Source organism: Treponema sp. OMZ 788, assembly GCF_024181245.1.
In the GTDB taxonomy this organism is placed as follows: domain Bacteria; phylum Spirochaetota; class Spirochaetia; order Treponematales; family Treponemataceae; genus Treponema_B.
In genome coordinates this window covers 2354495-2373253 of sequence record NZ_CP051199.1, presented here as the reverse complement: position 1 = coordinate 2373253, position 18759 = coordinate 2354495, and the positions used below count along the sequence as shown (strand labels likewise).

Here is an 18759-nt window from a genome sequence, read left to right as displayed (position 1 = left end):
TTTACAAAATTAGATTGTAAAGTAATTGCTTCCTACGTGAGCCTTCCAAACAAGGGCCTGTTCGTGGACTTTGTCTTGGGGTGTTAGTATTTCAGATCTTTGAGGGATTCCGTTTTTTCTGTTTGACTTAATAAGTTTAAATAATGTTTTCATCTTTTTCTCCTTAAAGACATTGTCAGTTTCATCTGCTTTTGATGTATCTAATATACATAAAAGTAAAAAAGAAGTCAAGTGAATTTAAAAGAATTATATGTATTTTTATGTAAAATTAAAGAAATGATTGCGATAATTTACGGTTTAATGCGGTAAACTCTAAAAACTCTAACTCCAATCTCCTGCAAAAATAACTTCAGGTTCAAGTAAAAAGCCTGTTTTATCTTTTACAGTTTCTTGAACCTTCTCTATCAAAATTTTCACATCTGAAGCAGAGGCTCCATCCTTGTTAATTATAAAATTCCCATGCCATGGAGCGACCTGAGCCCCGCCTTCGCAAAGGCCTTTTAAGCCTGCATCCTCTATCAGCTTGCCGCTGGGCACCCCAAAGGTCCGATTATTTTTAAATGTGCTTCCTGCAGAAGGTGCCTTAAAATGCCCCTTTGAAATTCTATCTTGAATTTTTTCCTCGGTTTTTGAAGTAATTTCTTCTTTTATTCCATATGTCAGAGTAAAAACGGCTGAAAGCACTATTTTTCTATCTTTTGTAATTTCGGTACTTATGGAACTAGGCTGAAAAGGCGAAACCTTGTAGTCCCAATCCGCAGCCTTGTATTCATATTCTTCAAAGCGGGTTTTTTCATCATCTTCTAAGATATATTTTACCGATTTTACCCTATCCGAAATTGAAACATCATAACAGCGGGCATTCATAAATAAGGCTCCGCCTACAGTTCCGGGAAGGCCGCCAAAAGCATCCAAGCCCGAAACGGAATTGTTTGCGGCCCATTTTGTTAGATCATCAATCAAAACTCCGGCCCCGGCTCTTACAAAAATCTTGCCTTGGGATTCGCTTACAATTTCTATCTTGTTTAAGTTTTTTAGACTTATTAAAACGCCCTTAAACCCCTTATCCGAGACAAGAATATTTGTTCCGCCTCCGATTAAAGAGGCCGGAATCTTATTTTTACTAAGGAAAATCAGGGCTTCTTTTAAATTTTCTTCAGTTTTCGGAAAAAAAACTGCCTCTGCCGAGCCCCCGATCTTATATGATGTAAGAGGTTTTATAGGTTTATCGAATTCTATAGTTCCCTCTTGAAATAAAGGGGTATTATGAAGTATACTAAATAGATTATTCATTAAATGTCAGTATACTTTATTATGTATTGAAATAGCAAGTGATATAGAAGGAGACTAGGTATGAGCTTAAAATTGTATAATACTCTGGGTAACAAAAAAGAAGAATTTGTTCCCATCCATGAAGGCAAGGCCGGTGTTTACGGATGCGGACCTACCGTTTATGACTATGCACATATAGGAAACTTACGCACCTATGTTTTTCAAGATATCCTTGTTAAAACCTTGAGATTTTTAGGTTATGATGTTACCCATGTTATGAATATAACCGATGTAGGCCACCTTACTGATGATGAAGATTCGGGCGAGGACAAGATGGTAAAATCTGCAGAAGAACGAGGTAAGTCGGTTCTTGAAATTGCAGAATTTTATACCAAGGCCTTTTTTAATGATACTGAAAGACTGAATATTGAAAGGCCTGGTATTGTCTGCAAGGCTACCGAGCATATAAACGAAATGATAGAGCTTATAAAAAGAATCGAAGCAAACGGCCACACATACATGGCCGGAGGAAACCTCTACTATGATATTTCTACATTCCCCAGTTACGGTGAGCTGGCCAACATAAAACTTGAAGATCTTAAAGCCGGAGCCCGTATCGAAATAGATAAAAATAAACGCAACCCCCATGACTTTGTTCTTTGGTTTACAAAGAGCAAGTTTGAAAATCAAGCCCTTGTTTGGGATTCGCCTTGGGGACGAGGCTATCCCGGCTGGCATATTGAATGCTCTGCCATGAGTATGAAGTACTTAGGAGAGCAAATAGATATCCACAAGGGCGGGATCGATCATATAAGGGTGCATCACACCAACGAAATAGCTCAGTCCGAGGGAGCTACGGGGAAAAAATGGGTAAAGTATTGGCTGCATAACGAATTCCTTGTTATGAACAAGGGTAAGATGTCCAAGTCTGCCGGTTCCTTTATCATTTTGGAAGATGTTATCAAAAAAGGTTTTTCTCCCCTTGATTACCGTTTCTTACTTTTGGGCGGGCATTACCGAAGCCAGCTTACCTTTTCATGGGAGGCTATGGAAACGGCAAAAAACGGCAGAAAAAACTTGAATATGAGGGTATCTAAACTGATGGAAGGTTTATCCGAAGCAGAGGTCAAGGATTATATAGCCTTAACGGAATCCGTTGATCTAAAAACTGCAAAGGAAAAAATTACCAATCAGATAGTATGCGGCTATTTTGATGATTTTACGGCCGCCATGGAAGATGACTTATCCACTCCAAAAGCTCTATCGGAACTACAGCTTTTGATAAAGGAAAAGGATATTCCGCAAAAGGATGTTTTAACGGCTCTTGCTGTTATGGATTCGGTTTTAGGTATCAAACTGATTGAAGAGGCTTTTAACATTCTTAACCATAAACATTCTCTTGAGATAGATGAGGCTGAAATTATCAAGCTCATTGAAGAGAGAACTTCGGCAAAACTTGACAAAAACTATAAACTGGCTGATGAAATTCGGGATAAGCTGAGGGGCATGGGTATCATCCTTGAAGATCAGGCCGGGAAAACAACGTGGAAAAAATTATAAATTAAATGATTTTTTAATAAAACTGTAACGTCTTGGAGTTCAGAATGTTTAAGGAGAAAGGTGTTTTGAGGGCAACATCAGATGAAGACTTTAGATCTATGTATGAATCCCTCATGCCCGTTATTTATAAAGTAGCTTACAATATAGTCAGAGAAGGGGACATAGCAGAGGATATATGCCATGATTCTTTGATCAAAATGACCGAAAAAAAGATGGAATTTCCGTCTATGGATGATGCTAAGTATTGGCTGATTAGGGTTACACGAAATGCATCTCTTAACCATGTAAAAAGGTGCGGTCGGGAGCGAAAGGCTTATGCTAAAGCATTAAAGGAAGATACTCGAAAGGTCGATACTGGAGAAGAGATAGTCTTGAAGCAGGAATCTATAAACTCTGTTCAAGCTGCTCTTGAAAAATTGCCTAAAAACTTGAGGGCTGTTTTACAGCTAAAAGAATACGGCAGTTTGAATTATAAGGAGATAGGGAGTATCCTCGGAATAAGTGAAGGTAACGTGAAGGTTCGAGTTTTTAGAGCTCGAGAACAATTAGCGAAACATATAGGAGAAAGCGATGTCTACATGCCCTGATAAAGATTTATATTCAGCTTATGTTGATGGAGAGTTACAATCCCCTTGGAAAGAACAAATAGAAGCTCACTTGGCTTCGTGTGAAAAATGTAGTATTGTTGCGGACTCATATAAAAAAATAAGTCTAAAGCTGTCTGAAAATTCTTTTCCTGAACTGGATCTTGACGGCTCTTTTCTTAAGCTTTATGCCAAAAGGCAGGATTGCTTAAAAAGAATGGAGATCAACAAGAACAAGCCGACAAGCTGGTTTTATAAATCGAATAAGATACCAATTCCTGCCTTAGCAGCGGCTGCCTTGTTTCTTTTTGTTCTTACACCGGTTATTATGCTTAGTACCCGAAAAACCTTAGCTCCATCAGACTCTGTTGCTGAAGGACAGCTTAAGCCTATTGACCACATCGTTAGTGATTTTAAACTAGGTAATGATTTAAAACCGGTAAATAAATTCAAGTTAAATGTGTCTAATGTTTTGGGTATAAATGAAGATGTTTTAATTTTTGAAGGTAAAAAGCAGGGAATCAATTTAAGCAAATATGCAAATTTATATTTACCCTCTTTAGGTAAAGAGGAATTTGATATATTAAATCAAAAAATAGAACCTGAGGCTTTATTTTTTAACGCTCAAAAAGCAACAACTCTTACTTCATTAAAAAATGGGCAATAGATTTAGTTATTTATTTAGAAAGTTTTTTATTTTTAGATTTTTTGTATTTCTGCTTATATTTTGCGGTCTTGCGGCTTTTATTTTATATTTAAGTTCTCTGACATCCAAGTACCCTTTGATAAATAAAATTACACCTCCTATCGCTTCTGCCGGCGAAGAAATAATCATAGAAGGTTCTTATTTTGGGGACGAAATAGACTCATCGTGGATTGAAATTGGAGATGCAATTATCCAAGCAGAAAATTGCAGTATTTGGACCGATACAAAAATCGTTTTTAAGTATCCTGAATATCAAAACGGCGGCATAGTATATGTTGCCGTTCAAAACAAAAAATCTCAGCCGTCATTTATGGCTTCAGTTTCATCAATTCCCTTAATAAAAGAAAAGGCATATTCAGGCGGTATTCCTTCAATTATTGCTTTGGACAAGGATTTTGCCGAGGTCGGCAGTATCATAAAAATTTCAGGCGAAAATTTTGGAGAAACAAGAGGCAGCTCTCAAGTTTTGTTTGTTTCCGATTTTAATTCTTCAATGATTGAGCAAGTTGAAAAAAAAGAAGACATAGAAGCAGCCCGATGTTCAGACTATGACTATGATTTTGTGCTTTGGTCAAACGAGGAGCTTCATGTAAGAGTTCCGGATGGAGCTGATTCGGGAATGCTTTTGGTTGTAACGGCATCCGGTGCCAGCAACTCTGTTCCATTTAGAGTAAAAAACAAGATAGGCACAAAAACCTACTCCAACAAAAAAGAATTTTGCAGTTGCTGCTGAAGTCGATATTTCGAATGTCGAGGCTGCAGAAAAAAATTCTCTTTTTATAAAGGTTCCGCTGCCGATTCAATCCTATTCTCAAAGGGATGTTAAGGTCTTGTCGATTTTGCCGGCTCCCTTTGTTGCCGACTATCAGGGGGCTTCAATTCATCAATATGAAAATGTAAATTCTTCTACAAAAATTCACATACGGCAAGAGTACGGCCTAAACACCTATGAGGTAAATACAAGGATTAATCCGGTTAATGTAAGAGTAAACTCTCGGCAAAACAAGGCTATCTACGATAATTATGCCATAGCTACTGAGCTTATACCCTCTAATGATCCTGTCATTCAAAAGACCGCATCGGAAATTGTTCAAAATGAAAAAAATCCTTACAATAAGGCTAGACGCATATATAATTATTTATTGAAAAATGTAGACATCATTCCGGCTTCTATATTGAATTCTGGGTCATTACCTGTGAATGCTTTGATAGAAAAAAAAGCCGATACCTATGATACAGCCATTTTGTTTGCAGCTCTTGCAAGGGCTGCCGGCATACCTGCACAACCGATTGCCGGTATTATAACTGATGTTTCACAAACTGTTTATCTTCACTGGTGGGCAGAGTTTTATTTGGAAGGCTTCGGATGGGTTCCTGTAGACTTGGGGTTGGCCAAGTCGGTTCCGTTTGATATGGGCGTTTCCCAAAGCGAAAACTGGTACTTCGGTAACTTAGATGCTTTTAGGGTTGCGTTTTCCCGCGGGGAAAATATTCAGTCTCCTATGGCTTCCAATAGTACAATGGTATCGAAAGAACGAAGTTATGCCTTTTATAACGGCTGGGAAGAATTTTCGGGTCTTACAAAATACAATTCCGTTTGGCGTACGCCGAATATAATAGCAATTTATTAAGTTTAAAAGCCGCATTGTAAAGGCGGCTTTTTATCTTTTCCAAAAGGCCGGCATAAAATAGATTATCATTGTATATAATTCCAATCGGCCTGCCAACATTACAAAAGAAAAGAAAATCTTTACCGGGGATGAAAAAAATGCAAAGTTTCCTGCCGGGCCCACTTTTCCAAATCCGGGGCCGATGTTACCTATCATTGCCAATGATGCGGTAATACTGCTCAATAAATCTGCTCCGTCAGCGGCTGCCGCCAGAGCTGCTATAAGAGTTAAAAGAAAATAGCAAAACATAAATCCTGCGACGCTGTATACTATGTCCTTTCTTCCCGGGCGGTTATTAAGCTGAATGCCGAAAACACCATGCGGGCTTAAAAGTCTTCTTGCTTCTATTCCTGCTTGCTTTCGCAAAATCATCCAGCGGATTACCTTGACGCTTCCGGCCGTTGAACCTGAACAACCGCCGACAAACATCAAAAAAAACAGAATCATCTTTGCAAATTCCGGCCATGTATTATAGTCGGCCGTAGAAAATCCTGTTGTTGTGATTATGGATGCAACCTGAAAAAAGCTTTGCCGCAAACCTCCGCCGATTCCGTAAATTGGATAGATAGAAACTGTAATTAATACGGTTGAAACGGCGACTATTTTTAAATATGATTTGAGTTCCGAATTATGGAAAAACTCTTCCGGATGACCCGTAAAAAGATGAAAATAAAGGCTGAAGTTTACACCGGCCAATATCATAAAGACAGCGCAAATAATTTCTACAGCCGGAGAATTAAAGGCACCGACGCTTGCATTTCTTGTTGAAAAGCCTCCTGTTCCTAAGGATGCAAATGTATGACAGAGGGCTTCAAGGAATGGGAGTCCTGCTGTCATCAAAAGGATAATTTGTACTACAGTCATTCCAAGATAAATAAACCAAAGGGCCTTTGCTGTGTGTGTTATCTTTGCCGTAACCTTTCCCTTGTCGGGACCTGTTGTTTCGCTTTTAATAAGTTGAAAGCCGCCTACGCCCAGGAGAGGAAAAAGGGCAACGGTTAGGGCGACTATTCCCATGCCTCCAAGCCAGTGCATTTGGGTTCGCCATACATGCATTGTCATCGGGCAGGCTTCCGCATCGGTAAGAATTGTTGCTCCCGTTGTTGTAAAGCCGGATACCGATTCGAAGACGGCATCTGCAAAGTTTGGGATTACGCCTGAAATAAAAAGAGGTATTGCTCCCAAGATACCTGCCGATATCCATGCTGCAGCAACGAGGATTATTCCGCCTGAAATTGAAAGTTTAACTTTTTTGTTCCTTAAGAAAAAGAAAAATCCTGCCGCAATTAAAAATATAAAGGCTGTAGGAATTAAAAAAGACGGAATCAAATAAGTTTCGTTTTCATATACGGCAGTTGCAATCGGGATTATAAAGCTGATCGAGATAATTGCCAAAATCATAAAAATTATTCGGATATATTGAAGTGCTTTCATTTTAGAATCTAATTTCCTCCGAACATTTTTATAATTTCATCGCTTCGCGAAGATCTTACTATAAAGACAATTTTATCTCCGGCTTCAAGTTGAGTATCTCCTGTAGGAATTTGTTCGCCGTCTTTATCGGTAACAAGAAGAACAAGATATACACCATGCTGAGATATATCTTTTAGTTTCTGTCCAAGCGCCGGACTGTTTTCGGATACTTGCAATTCTATTATTTCAAGTTTTCCGTCACCCATCGTGTGAACGCCTGTTACATTTTCACTTGTAAGATGGCTCATTATAGAATCAACAACTACATCTTTAAAAGAAACGGCAACATCCACTCCGATTTTATATGCAACATTTTCAAGTACGGCACTTTGTACGAGGGATATTGTTTTATAAACACCGAGTGTTTTTAAGTATGCACACGCTATCATATTGAATTCGTAGTTAGGTGTTGTGCATATTACCAAGTCGAATGAGTCAAGACCTATCTCGTCTACAAAGGCTTCGTCTGTTACATCGGCCTTATATATAGATGCTTCGGGGAATTCGGCTGCAACTTCTTTTGCTTTTTTATCGTTCGGTTCTATAATGGAAATTTTCCATTTTTGGTTTAAGTTTGCAGGTAAAAGTTTTGAAAGAAATGATTTGCCTTTTGAATTTTTGAGCAAATATTCTGCAACGCTTTTTCCTATCCGTCCCATTCCGACCAAGGCAATTTTTTTAAATTCTTGTGTTTGAAATCCTGAAAGCTCGTAGAATTTTTTTATGTGTTCAGGCTTTGTTAAAATTGAAACCCTTGTTCCAGCTGTTAAAATTGTGTCTCCTGATGGAATTTTATTTTTTCCGTTTTGCTCAACACTTACTACAATGAAGGGAATGTCGACATATTTTCTGATATCGAAAACGGCAAGGCCGTCCAAGGTGCTTTTTTCGCAAACATTAAAGCGTGTAAGTTCATAGCTTGAATCTTCAAAAGACAAAATATCGCTGACAGCTCCGTGTTCAATCGCCTGAATAACTGCAAGGGCTGCTTCTTCATCGGGATAAACAAGGGCGTTTATGCCTAGGGTTCTTTCTTCCGAAAAATTAAGAGCTTTTACATAGTCTTCATTTCGGACTCTTGCTATTTTTATAACTTCGGGAGCAAGGCTTTCCGCGATGCCGCAGATTATCATATTGAGTTCATCCGAGTCGGTTACGGCTATCATTGCTTCGGCTTTTTTTATACCTGCATCCAAGAGGATTTGAGTATCATTTCCTGCGGCCTGCACTACCATACAATCCAGTCTGTTTGCTGCATGGCGGGCAGTTTCGTCATCTCTTTCTATTAGAACAACATCATGTTTTTTTCTTATCAGCCTGCGGGCTAATTCGGTTCCGGTAACACCGCCGCCAACTATAATTATTTTCATATTTTTATACTACTACAAATTTGGGTTTTTGAAAAGAGCATAAATATTCTTCTTAAGGTATTCTTAAATTAAAGAGAGACAAGCTATTAATAAATTTTATATTTTGTGATATAATCATATTCGATATGAATTTAATAGAACAAACAATAAAAACTTATGGAAGAGATTCGGAAAATGTTTTTGTATTTCCTTCCAGAATTGCTTCAAGACTTTGGTTTCAAAAATCGCTGAATCTTACCGGATTGGGAACCGTTCCTTCGGAAAACTATATGTCATGGGACGGCTTTAAGGAGTCTTGCCTTGTTTCAAAAGCCGCATCTTTAACTCCGGTATCAAACACCGTACGCAGAATTTTTGCCCAATATATAAGCCGTCTTAATTCCGAAAAAGCAAAAGAAGGTAATCCTCTTTTTAAATCCCTTATACCGGAAGCCTATGCAGAAACCGGCTCAATATTTTCGGAATGGATTGCAGGGATTTTGCCGCAGCTTGATCATTTTGAAAAACGCTATGCGGATAAGAGTATGGATTTTTCAAATGATGATGAAATGCAGGATTATATTATTTTAAAGAATGAGTATGCCGATTTTTTAAAAAAGAATTCTTTGTTTGAACCGTCTTGGGTTTCTTCGGAATTTTATTCATATCAAAAAAAATATATTATTATTTATCCGGAGCTAATGGAAGATTTTAACGAACATGCAGAATTTTTAAATCAGCAAGATGGAATTATATATATTCCATGTCCTAAATTTAATCAAAAAGAAAATCTAATCGATATTTATAAAAATTCAAGAAGCGAGTTAAAAAATACTGTTTTGCAAATTGAAAAACTTCTCAATGATGGAGTAAGAACCGATGAAATTTCTGTTAGTGTTCCCGATATTGAAAATTATGCAGCTTATATAAAAAGAGAATTTTATCTTAGAGGTATACCTGTAGAATTCCGATCGGGTTTTAAGTTAGGGCTTGAACAAGCCGGTAAACTGTTTTCGCTTATTTATGATTGCGTGCAAAATAGCTTTGCTTTTGAATTTATAAAGCCTATAGTTTTAAATAAACATATTCCTTGGAAAGATATGGAGGGAGCAGCAGCCTTAATAGATTACGGTGTAAAGAATAATTGTGCTGTATCATGGAAAGAAAACAAGGATGATACCGTTTATAAAAATATTTGGATTGAATCTTTTAAAATAAATTATGAAAAAAACGAAATTGAACTGGAGCAAAAGAAAAAGGCAAAAGATTGGTTTTATAGTTTTTATTATGCCGTAAATAAAATCTGCGAATCTAAAACTTTTAATGATTTGCAAAAAAATTATTTTTTGTTTAGAAAAGATTTGATAGATGAAAACGGTTTTTCAGAAAAAGATAATGCAATCTTGGGCCGCTGTATTTCTTGCCTGCAAGAACTGTTATATTTGGAAGATAAGTTTGGATCCTATATGCCTGCCGACAGGTTTAAGTTCTTTATTTCGGAATTGGATAAGGCTATCTATGTTCCGCAAAATACGGGTCTTGCAGTAAGTATCTTTCCTTACAGGGTTGCGGCTGCAACTCCTTTTACATATCATTTTATTTTAAATTGCAGTCAGGAACATACAAACATTGTTTACAATAAACTTTCTTTTTTGCGTAAGGACAAAAGAGAAGCTCTAGGTGTTTTTGAAACCGATGCATCATCTTATTTTTTTGCAGCATATACCGAATCTCCCAATACCGTTTTTAGTTTTAGCCCTCATAATTTTAATTCGCATTTGATTATAAATAATCTTTTTGAAATTTCTGAAGAGGAAGAAATTAAAAATGCTGAAAGGATAAGTAAAAAAATAGAAAATTTAAAACAATATGATTCTTTTTTATTAGATTATCCTTTAGATACAAAAGCCGCCTTAGATGGATCTTTTGGAATATATAAAATTCAAAAAAGTGCATCAGTAAGTTTTTCTGAATTAAAAGAAAAAAAATATTTTTCTTATTTGGAAAATTCGTATGACGGCATCAGTGAAGAGTTAAATTTATATATAAGAGAAAATTTATTTAAAAACGATGCTCTTAAATTAAGCCAAACCGATTTAAAGACTTTTAGCGAATGTCCTGTTTTATGGTTTTTAGAAAAAGTGCTTTCCGTTTTTTCGGAAAACTATGATGCCGGTATTTTTGATGCGAGAAATATAGGTACGCTTTCCCATACGGTATTGGAAATACTATATCGGGAGATATGTTCGACAGATAATTATTTTAATTCGAAAAAATTTGGATAAGTATATCGAGAGAGCCTCTTTAATATTTGATGATGCCGCAGAAAAATACATGGATTTTAGAGGGGCTTTGGCAAAGCCCTTTATTCAATCCTTAAAAAGGAGAGTTTTGGATGCCGTCAACTTTGTTTTAAAAAGCGATGCATCTTTTTTGGACGGCTATTCACCCAAATGGGTAGAAGAGTGGATCGAAACAGAAAAAGAAGGGATTTTATATCGCGGAAAAATCGACAGGGCTTCTTTTCCTCAAGATGAAAGGAGCGGTGTAATTATAGATTATAAAACAAATAATCTGCCTTCCTATAGTGCTTACGGAAAAGAAGGTTTGAATGCGGAAGATATAGAGTTAACCGATTTTCAAATACCTATGTATATTTTTTTGGCGGAATCCAAATTACACCAAACTATAGAACATGCATGGTTTTTAAGTTTTGTGCAGCAAAAAATAAATAAGGTTGTAAACGATAATGAGGTTATACCGAATAAAGGCGGTAAATCTGAAAGAACACGGGAGGATTTTCAATCTTCAATCGATGCACTTATCAGAGAGGCTGAAAGGTTTGCATACTTGGTGAAGAATCAAGATTTTACAAAACCTTCCTCCGTTTCATTTGAAGAATGCAGTGGATGCCGTTTTAAACATATTTGTAGAACAGTTTATTCGGTTAAGTAAATTTTATTGGAGAAAATTAAGATGAATGATTATATAAAAAAAATGCTTGATAGTTTAAATGAGAATCAAAGAAATGCAGTAACTGTTGAAGAAAATTCCGTAATTGCTGCCGGAGCAGGATCGGGAAAAACAAAGGTTTTGGCTGCCCGATATGTTTATTTTGTTGTTGAAAAGGGTGTCAGTGTAGAAAAAATAATCGCCCTAACATTTACCGAAAAAGCTGCCGCCGAGATGCACAAAAGAATTTACAACGAACTAAAAAAAATAGATCATCCTAATGCAAAAAACGCAATCGAAAAATTTCATCTTGCTAAGATTTCGACAATAGATTCTTTTTGTAATTGGATAGCAAAAACAGCATGTAGAAACTTCGGTGTTTCCCCTGATTTTACGATTGATAAGGACGAGTCTGCAAAATTAGCTTACCGTATAGGATTGGATTTCTTTTTAAAAATGCGGGCAGATAGGACTATGCAGTTTTTTTTAGGAGATAACGGGATAGATGATTTTGTTGACGGACTTTTTGCAAAATTATTAAATAATTATGTTTTGATTTCAAAACCCATTGATTTTCAAAAGAGTTTAGAGGCTCAAATAAAATATCATACTGAAGAAGAAAGAAAAACTTTATCAGAGTGTTTTGATGTTTTTGAATTTATAAGAAAAGAAGATTTTTCTAAAAGTTTTACCGAAGAAGCGATGAGTGAGTATTCAACCCTTCCTTATTTTCCAGAGTCGGCAAAAGATGAGTCTTTTCTTAAACTGCTCCCTATTGTCGATAAAATTTCCAAATCAAGAAAAGGAAGTAAAAACGATACCGTAAAAGAAATAAAAGAAAAATTAAAAAAAATATATCAAAAACTTTTATCTATTTATAATTTTGAGTATGCTCGTGAGCGCTTGGTGCCTTTTTTTGCTATGCTTGACGAGCTTCAAGAAGAGTATATATATCAAAAAAAACAAAAAGGCCTTCTAACTTTTTCGGATGTGTCTCAGCTTGCTGTAGATGTTTTAACCAATGATGTAGATTTACGGAACTTTTATAAAAACAATACAGACATTATAATGATAGACGAGTTTCAGGATAACAATAGTCAGCAAAGAGACTTGCTCTTTTTAATTGCAGAAAAACTTGAGCGTTCCGAAAAATCCGTTCCTGCTCCAAGTGAGCTTTGTCCGAATAAATTGTTTTTTGTGGGCGATGAAAAGCAGTCTATTTATGCTTTTAGAGGGGCAGATGTTTCCGTATTCCGAAAACTTGCAGACGATATTTCGGATAAAGAAAGACTTGCCGCTACAAGGCTTTTAATAAATTACCGTACGGAACCTTCTCTTATCAATTTATTTAATACAATATTTTCCAAAGTTTTTTATTCCGAGATAAATAAACCCTTGGAAAAAAACTCATCCGTTCCCGCCTATGAAGCGGAATATGTTCCGACTGAAACGAGGGCTCCCGTAAAAGAAGTTGAATCTAAAATTGAAATAATGTTTTTTGATAAAAAAAGATTTTCTTCATTGGATGAACAAAGCCGGTTCTTGAGTCCTATAGAGACGGAAGCTTTTTATCTTGCAAAACGAATTTTAGAATTGCATAATCAAGGTTTTAAAGTTAGGGATGGAAAAAATGCAAGGCCGTGTTCATGGAGTGACTTTGCCGTTTTGCTTAAAGCCTCGACAAAGCAAAGTGTTTACGAAAGAGTTTTCCGCAACTTAGGCATTCCCTATAGAAGTGTTCAGCAAAGAGGTTTATTTAATGATGCCCCTATAAACGATATTTATGCTATGCTTAAAATTATAGCCTATCCTTCCGATAAAAAAACTTATGCACAAGTTTTACATTCGCCTTTTGTAAATATTGATGATGATGCCTTTGCAGTGTTGCTTTTAAATTTCACAAGGGCCTTTGATATTTCTTTAGCAGAAAAATTAAACGGAAAAAATAAAAACGCATATTTACGAGGCTGCGGTTTATTTGCAAGGTTAAATAAACAGGTTTTAACTATGCCGTGTAGTGAATTGGTTACATATCTTTGGTATGATGAAGCCTACAGATATTTCTTATTGAACAATGAAGAAAATCATCATTACATAGATTTGTATGATTATCTTTTTGAACTTGCATGTCAAGCAGATATAAACGGATTAACTTTTTCTCAGTTTGTAGATTCTCTAGCTTCTCATATTGAAGATAATGAAAGACTTGAAGATATGGAAATTCCTTTAGAGGGAGAAAAGGACTCTGTGAGTTTTTTGACTGTGCATAAGAGCAAGGGCTTGGAGTTTCCAATTGTTATAGTTCCGGATTGCGGAAATGAAGGTAAATCTATACAGCAAAAAGGTTTCTTTTCTTACAATAAAGATATGGGGCCTGTTTTATATACACCGCAAATACCGGGTTTGCCTAAGCAAATGAATTTAATCTTTGACGCTTTACGAGAAGAAGAAAAGTCAAAACAGTTAGCCGAAACAAAAAGACTTTTATATGTTGCAGCAACCAGAGCCGAATCTTATCTTATAATTAGCGGGGTAGCTAATAATGTGGATGAAGATGATGATTCTCAGAACCCCCAAAGCTCATCTAAAAATGAACAGGATATATCGGAATTCTCTAGAACCCTTTCAGATATGAAGCAATTAATAAAGATTTCTCAAGAAAATGGAAAGAAAAGCTTTTTTGAATTACTCTTACCGGCTCTTCCCGATGCGCATGAAGATATTATCTTTAATGAACTTTTACCGATTGAAAGACAGAATTTATTTAACAATTTAAAAAAAGAACGGAGAGAAAAAATAAATTTTGAAAAACTTTTTGCTTCTTCTAAAGTAAAAGAATTCAATCTTGCAGAAAAAAAGATAATAACTGCCACAGGTCTTGCTAATGTGGTAAACAAAAAGCAAGGAGAAGAATCTGTTTATTCTTTTACTTCCGAAAAAGACAAGCTTCCTGAGTCTTCTAAAAATATGAATGAGCAAAAAGAATTTACTGCTGCCGAGCTTGGAACTCTTACCCATGCCCTAATCGAAGCCCGTCTTTTAAATAAGGAATTTGTTTATCCTAAAGGGCACTCCGAAACTGAAAGAAAAAAGATTTATGCTTGGGCCGATAATTTTTTTAATTCGGATATGTATGCTCTTGCAAAAGATGCAGAATACTTAAAAAGCGAATACGGCTTTTTAACAGAGTATGATGGGCAAATTGTAAGCGGCCAGATAGACTTGCTTTTTAAAAAAGATAAAACAGCCTATGTTGTCGATTATAAAACCGATGAACTAGAAAATCCCGAAGCACACTTAACTCAGCTGAAAATTTATAAAAAAGCTGCATATGATCTTACAAAAGCCGAAGTGAAAACTTTTATCTTCTATCTAAAGACGGGGAATTGTGTTGAGCTTGAGACATAAATTCTTCCCTATTGAATTCTTTGCCTTTATCTTGTAAAATCCGAAATATTACCAGACTTAGGAGAATTGCATGGCTGTCATAAATGTTACAAGCGAAATAGGAAAACTAAAAAAGGTGCTCCTGCACCGTCCCGGAAAAGAGCTTTTAAATCTTACACCCGATAAACTTGATGAGCTCTTGTTTGACGATATTCCGTTTTTGAAAATGGCCCAAAAAGAACATGATGCATTTGCCGATATTTTGTCTAAAAACGGAGTTGAGGTAGTATATCTTGAGAACTTAGCCGCCGAGGCTGTTTCTCAAAGTGCAGAAATCCGAGAAAAATTTATACAACAGTATATTAAAGAAGCTGATGTGCATTCTGAATACTATCAAAAAATGATCTACGATTTTCTGAATGCAATCAAGGACCCAAAAGAACTTATCTTAAAAACAATGGAAGGAGTGAACGCAAACGAGATACCGTTTAAGAACACCCATTCGCTTGCCCACTATGTTTTGGATTCCGGTTCCATGCTTATAAACCCCATGCCTAACCTCTACTTTACACGAGACCCCTTTGCATGTATAGGAAACGGAGTGAGCTTAAATAAGATGTACTCCGTAACCCGATGCCGCGAAACTATTTACGGTGAATATATATTTGATCATCATCCGGAATATGCAGGAAAGGTAAAGAAATTTTATAACCGTTATGATGCCCCCAGTATTGAAGGAGGGGACATATTAAATATCGGTAAAGAAGTTTTGGCTATAGGCCTTTCGCAGCGGACATCGGCCAATGCTATAGATTCCATCGCAAACAATATTTTTGATGATGAGTCTTCTCCCATAAAAACTATCCTGGCCTTTCAGATTCCTGCAATTAGGGCCTTTATGCACTTGGATACCGTATTTACTCAGATAGACTTTGATAAGTTTACCATCCATCCCGGAATTTTAGGTCCTTTAAGAGTCTTTGAAATTACCAGAGGAGCAAAAAAGGGTGAACTCAATGTAAAGCAGATTGACTCTACCTTAGAAAATGTTCTTGAAAAATATACCGGTGCCGGGAAAATTGAGCTCATCCAATGTGCAGGCGGGGACAAGATTGCAGCCGAACGTGAACAGTGGAACGACGGATCCAACACTCTTTGCATAAACCCCGGAACAATAGTCGTTTACGAAAGAAACGATGTTACAAACGAAATCTTAAACAAGAAGGGCTTAAAAGTCCTCGAAATGCCCTGCGGCGAACTTTCCCGCGGCCGAGGCGGCCCCCGCTGTATGAGTATGCCCTTATTGAGAGAGGATATACGCTAGCTTTATATAAAGATTAAAACTTATGGTCTATACCGCTTTGCTTCATAATGGCATTAGCGGTATGCCGTGATTTTATTTTTGAGTCAACAGTAAAACGGCAATCGCTTATCGGACTATACCAAATGTCATGGTCACCCTTGCCGTGTCTTACAAAACTGCATCCGTTTTTACGCAAGATTTCTCTCACAATTTTTTCATACTGAGCCATTACGCGTACATCCGTTCGGATTTTTCGGCACAAAAGTGCAATGTGGTTTGATCATGGGGAAGCTGATTATTTTCTTGGAGGAGCTCAGGCACGGCATATCGTACCCTCTCCATGAGGGCATCGATCGAACCGCTTTCAAGCACAAGCCCTCTCACATCATCACTTGTTGCTATCCATACTCCGGCTTCGTTATCCCAGTTTATTTTAATGACATATTCCATAACTATAAGTTTATCATAGGCCGGATATTTTTACAAGTATAAACTATTTTACGGTAAATATTCGGGTAAGATATTTTTTAGGGAATTAAAAAGGTTTATTTTTAATTTGTAGGAGCCGCCGGTCAGCCTGTCAAGTCTTGAGCGGGCTGTTTTTCGGGCGGAGTTTTCTTGAAAATTACAGGTACAGGTGGAGCAGATATAGCCGGTCTGCTCTGCATGGCGGATAATCATGGGGAGGTCTGCAAGGCAGAGTGGCCTTATCATGGTAACCGGATATTTTTCGAATTTTAAGACAGGGGGCATTGTAGATAAAATTCCCTTTTCCAAGGAATTCATCAAAAGGGTTTCCAAAATGTCGTCCAGATGATGGCCCAAGGCTATCTTATTAAAGCCGGCTTCCATGGCAAATTTATTCAGCTCGGTTCGCCTTTGGGTTGAGCACCACCAGCAATTCATCTTTTCGTTGGGTTTTAATCTTCCCAAAACCGAAACGGTTTTTATGGTGAGCGGAATATTCCAGCTTTCAAACATTTTTATAAGCTCAGGAGAAAACGGAGGTGCAACATCGGTTGCAACGTGCATAGCGTGAACTTCAAAATGAGGAGACGGACGCTTTAAGCGCATCGAAAAATATTCGGCCAAGGCCGTAGAGTCCTTTCCTCCTGAAGCAGCAAGCAAAATACGGTCTCCTTCTTCTATCATATTATAATCAAAAACAGCTCTGTCTATTGTTCTAAAAAGTTTGGGATTTGCCATGAAATTGAGAATAATCTTTTTTTAAAAAAAAGACAATGGCTTTTGTTTTACTGTGCTGTCTGCCGATAATTAAAGGGAGGTTTTTTATGGATTTTAATGCGGATATAAAAAATTTGGAAAACATGGGAGAAGATGAATTAAAACTTGAGCTTAAAAAGCTTTTTGATGAGATCTATGGAGTTTCTCCGAAAGAAGGAATTTTAATTGCTTCTCCTGTCAGCTTGACCCTCATGGGCGAAGAGCTGGATTATAACGGCGGAAATGTTTTAAACTTATGTTTAGATAAGCCGATTTATTTTTTTATGAAAAAAAATAATACCGATAAAATTTCTTTAACTGATCTGGTTCTGAACAAAAAATTTGAAGGCCTTATAAGCGGACAAGCTGAAAAAAATCAAAAGCCTGACAGCAGGCAAGAAGAGGGTTCTACAAATTTAATATTCAATATCATTCTTTTGACTGTACAAAAAATTAATAAGCATTTTGAAAATCCTTTGACCGGCTTTGATATCTTAGGTTTAGATAAGGTCCGCTTTAAAACAGGGCAAACCTCATTACCGGCCTTTGAAGCAGGTTTTTGCACAGGACTTTTATCCTTATTTAAGCTTAAAGAAAATTTTAAAACTATAGCCTCTTTGTGTCTGGAAGCGGAACATGAAGTCTTAAACACAAAGAGGGGCCTATCAAATCAGATATCGTCCTTTTCGGCAAAACAAGATACCCTTAATTTGCTTGACTCTAGGGATCTTTCTTTTTTAAGTTTGCCATTAAATTTAGGAGAATATGGAATCGTACTAATCGGTACCCGCTCAAACAGGGATGCTTATAGGGCATCCTCCAATATCCGCTACATAGAGTGTGAAGAGGGTTTGCATATTTTGCAAAAAAAATTGGACTTGGATCACCTTTGCGAAATAACCGAGGCGGATTATACCTACTATCAGCCCAGTTTTTTTGATAAGAGAATATTGCGGAGGGTAAAGCATTGCATTACCGAAAACGCAAGAGTCTCTAAGGCTGTAAAAGCCTTAAAAAACGGCGACATGGATCTTTTAGGGAAACTCCTTTGTGAATCCCATATTTCGATGAGGGATGATTTTGAGCTTATGAGTGCCGAACAGAACATTCTTTTTGAAACCGCTATTATTCAAAGCGGCTGCCGCGGAGCAAAGTTAATCGGAAATACTGAAGGCTGCTTTATTCTTGCCTTGGTAAAAAAAAGACACGATGGACGAATTCTATCTTGAGGTACATAAAAGGTATTTTGAAAAAACCTGCGACAGCCCCGAATTCTTTG

General features: G+C 36.9%; 17 protein-coding genes. 10 read left to right on the top strand and 7 right to left on the bottom strand.

Features of this window, described 5'->3' with window-relative positions:
- Positions 1 to 9: 9 nt before the first annotated feature.
- A complete protein-coding gene (locus E4O00_RS11790) occupies positions 10 to 153 on the bottom strand; it encodes a hypothetical protein (RefSeq protein WP_253677552.1) in 144 nt (47 codons plus the stop codon).
- A 168-nt stretch (positions 154 to 321) separates the two neighbouring features.
- Complete coding sequence (gene murB, locus E4O00_RS11785) at positions 322 to 1293, bottom strand: UDP-N-acetylmuramate dehydrogenase (RefSeq protein ID WP_253677551.1); 972 nt, start codon at positions 1291 to 1293, stop codon at positions 322 to 324.
- 60 nt (positions 1294 to 1353) lie between these two features.
- Between murB and E4O00_RS11780 the strand changes: the two genes are divergently transcribed.
- The 5 genes from E4O00_RS11780 to E4O00_RS11760 all read left to right on the top strand — a co-directional run bounded on the left by E4O00_RS11780 (position 1354) and on the right by E4O00_RS11760 (position 5753).
- A complete protein-coding gene (locus tag E4O00_RS11780; RefSeq protein ID WP_253677550.1) occupies positions 1354 to 2832 on the top strand; it encodes a cysteine--tRNA ligase in 1479 nt (492 codons plus the stop codon).
- Between the two features lie 44 nt (positions 2833 to 2876).
- The gene (locus tag E4O00_RS11775; protein ID WP_253677549.1) at positions 2877 to 3419 is read left to right on the top strand and encodes an RNA polymerase sigma factor; all 543 of its coding nucleotides are present in this window, start codon (positions 2877 to 2879) and stop codon (positions 3417 to 3419) included.
- Positions 3403 to 4083 carry an anti-sigma factor family protein gene (locus tag E4O00_RS11770; protein WP_253677548.1) on the top strand — a complete coding sequence of 227 codons (681 nt, stop codon included), beginning with the start codon at positions 3403 to 3405 and terminating at the stop codon, positions 4081 to 4083. Before E4O00_RS11775 ends, E4O00_RS11770 begins: the two co-directional genes overlap by 17 nt.
- Positions 4084 to 4198: 115 nt before the next feature.
- A complete protein-coding gene (locus E4O00_RS11765; RefSeq protein WP_253677547.1) occupies positions 4199 to 4855 on the top strand; it encodes an IPT/TIG domain-containing protein in 657 nt (218 codons plus the stop codon).
- A 97-nt stretch (positions 4856 to 4952) separates the two neighbouring features.
- Positions 4953 to 5753, top strand: coding sequence for a transglutaminase-like domain-containing protein (locus E4O00_RS11760; protein WP_253677546.1), 801 nt, complete (start codon positions 4953 to 4955; stop codon positions 5751 to 5753).
- A 30-nt stretch (positions 5754 to 5783) separates the two neighbouring features.
- On the opposite strand, the gene E4O00_RS11755 is transcribed toward E4O00_RS11760, so the two are convergent.
- Both E4O00_RS11755 and trkA read right to left on the bottom strand, forming a co-directional pair.
- Positions 5784 to 7226: a TrkH family potassium uptake protein gene (locus tag E4O00_RS11755; RefSeq protein ID WP_253677545.1), complete on the bottom strand. Its 1443-nt coding sequence runs from the start codon at positions 7224 to 7226 to the stop codon at positions 5784 to 5786.
- Positions 7227 to 7234: 8 nt separating this feature from the next.
- Positions 7235 to 8635, bottom strand: coding sequence for a Trk system potassium transporter TrkA (gene trkA, locus E4O00_RS11750; RefSeq protein ID WP_253677544.1), 1401 nt, complete (start codon positions 8633 to 8635; stop codon positions 7235 to 7237).
- A 125-nt stretch (positions 8636 to 8760) separates the two neighbouring features.
- Between trkA and E4O00_RS11745 the strand changes: the two genes are divergently transcribed.
- The 4 genes from E4O00_RS11745 to arcA all read left to right on the top strand — a co-directional run bounded on the left by E4O00_RS11745 (position 8761) and on the right by arcA (position 16277).
- Positions 8761 to 10899 (top strand): PD-(D/E)XK nuclease family protein, encoded by a 2139-nt coding sequence (locus E4O00_RS11745; protein ID WP_253677543.1) that lies wholly within the window; start codon positions 8761 to 8763, stop codon positions 10897 to 10899.
- Positions 10892 to 11569: a PD-(D/E)XK nuclease family protein gene (locus E4O00_RS11740; protein ID WP_253677542.1), complete on the top strand. Its 678-nt coding sequence runs from the start codon at positions 10892 to 10894 to the stop codon at positions 11567 to 11569. Before E4O00_RS11745 ends, E4O00_RS11740 begins: the two co-directional genes overlap by 8 nt.
- A 21-nt stretch (positions 11570 to 11590) precedes the next feature.
- Positions 11591 to 14974: a UvrD-helicase domain-containing protein gene (locus E4O00_RS11735; protein WP_253677541.1), complete on the top strand. Its 3384-nt coding sequence runs from the start codon at positions 11591 to 11593 to the stop codon at positions 14972 to 14974.
- Positions 14975 to 15044: 70 nt separating this feature from the next.
- The gene (gene arcA / locus E4O00_RS11730) at positions 15045 to 16277 is read left to right on the top strand and encodes an arginine deiminase (protein WP_253677540.1); all 1233 of its coding nucleotides are present in this window, start codon (positions 15045 to 15047) and stop codon (positions 16275 to 16277) included.
- 13 nt (positions 16278 to 16290) lie between these two features.
- Here the strand turns inward: arcA and E4O00_RS11725 are convergent, their stop codons facing one another.
- The 3 genes from E4O00_RS11725 to E4O00_RS11715 are packed head-to-tail and all read right to left on the bottom strand — an operon-like array spanning position 16291 to position 17462.
- Positions 16291 to 16485 carry a type II toxin-antitoxin system HicA family toxin gene (locus E4O00_RS11725; RefSeq protein WP_253677539.1) on the bottom strand — a complete coding sequence of 65 codons (195 nt, stop codon included), beginning with the start codon at positions 16483 to 16485 and terminating at the stop codon, positions 16291 to 16293.
- The gene (locus E4O00_RS11720) at positions 16485 to 16706 is read right to left on the bottom strand and encodes a DUF1902 domain-containing protein (RefSeq protein ID WP_253677538.1); all 222 of its coding nucleotides are present in this window, start codon (positions 16704 to 16706) and stop codon (positions 16485 to 16487) included. The genes E4O00_RS11725 and E4O00_RS11720 overlap by 1 nt, the downstream gene beginning before the upstream one ends.
- A 48-nt stretch (positions 16707 to 16754) precedes the next feature.
- On the bottom strand, positions 16755 to 17462 hold the full coding sequence (locus E4O00_RS11715; protein WP_253677537.1) for a tRNA 2-thiocytidine biosynthesis TtcA family protein: 708 nt from the start codon (positions 17460 to 17462) through the stop codon (positions 16755 to 16757).
- Between the two features lie 86 nt (positions 17463 to 17548).
- On the opposite strand from E4O00_RS11715, the gene E4O00_RS11710 reads away from it, so the two are divergent.
- Entirely contained in the window at positions 17549 to 18709 is a 1161-nt protein-coding gene (locus E4O00_RS11710) for a galactokinase (RefSeq protein ID WP_253677536.1), read from the top strand.
- Positions 18710 to 18759: the final 50 nt, after the last annotated feature.

What these genes read in the sequence shown, in the direction of transcription:
- arcA (WP_253677540.1), top strand. Translation starts at nt 15,045, where the DNA reads ATGGCTGTCATAAATGTTACAAGCGAAATAGGAAAACTAAAAAAGGTG.
- E4O00_RS11735 (WP_253677541.1), top strand. Translation starts at nt 11,591, where the DNA reads ATGAATGATTATATAAAAAAAATGCTTGATAGTTTAAATGAGAATCAA.
- E4O00_RS11720 (WP_253677538.1), bottom strand. Translation starts at nt 16,706, where the DNA reads ATGGAATATGTCATTAAAATAAACTGGGATAACGAAGCCGGAGTATGG.
- E4O00_RS11725 (WP_253677539.1), bottom strand. Translation starts at nt 16,485, where the DNA reads ATGGCTCAGTATGAAAAAATTGTGAGAGAAATCTTGCGTAAAAACGGA.
- E4O00_RS11715 (WP_253677537.1), bottom strand. Translation starts at nt 17,462, where the DNA reads ATGGCAAATCCCAAACTTTTTAGAACAATAGACAGAGCTGTTTTTGAT.
- E4O00_RS11755 (WP_253677545.1), bottom strand. Translation starts at nt 7,226, where the DNA reads ATGAAAGCACTTCAATATATCCGAATAATTTTTATGATTTTGGCAATT.
- E4O00_RS11770 (WP_253677548.1), top strand. Translation starts at nt 3,403, where the DNA reads ATGTCTACATGCCCTGATAAAGATTTATATTCAGCTTATGTTGATGGA.
- E4O00_RS11710 (WP_253677536.1), top strand. Translation starts at nt 17,549, where the DNA reads ATGGATTTTAATGCGGATATAAAAAATTTGGAAAACATGGGAGAAGAT.
- E4O00_RS11790 (WP_253677552.1), bottom strand. Translation starts at nt 153, where the DNA reads ATGAAAACATTATTTAAACTTATTAAGTCAAACAGAAAAAACGGAATC.
- murB (WP_253677551.1), bottom strand. Translation starts at nt 1,293, where the DNA reads ATGAATAATCTATTTAGTATACTTCATAATACCCCTTTATTTCAAGAG.
- E4O00_RS11775 (WP_253677549.1), top strand. Translation starts at nt 2,877, where the DNA reads ATGTTTAAGGAGAAAGGTGTTTTGAGGGCAACATCAGATGAAGACTTT.
- E4O00_RS11780 (WP_253677550.1), top strand. Translation starts at nt 1,354, where the DNA reads ATGAGCTTAAAATTGTATAATACTCTGGGTAACAAAAAAGAAGAATTT.
- E4O00_RS11745 (WP_253677543.1), top strand. Translation starts at nt 8,761, where the DNA reads ATGAATTTAATAGAACAAACAATAAAAACTTATGGAAGAGATTCGGAA.
- trkA (WP_253677544.1), bottom strand. Translation starts at nt 8,635, where the DNA reads ATGAAAATAATTATAGTTGGCGGCGGTGTTACCGGAACCGAATTAGCC.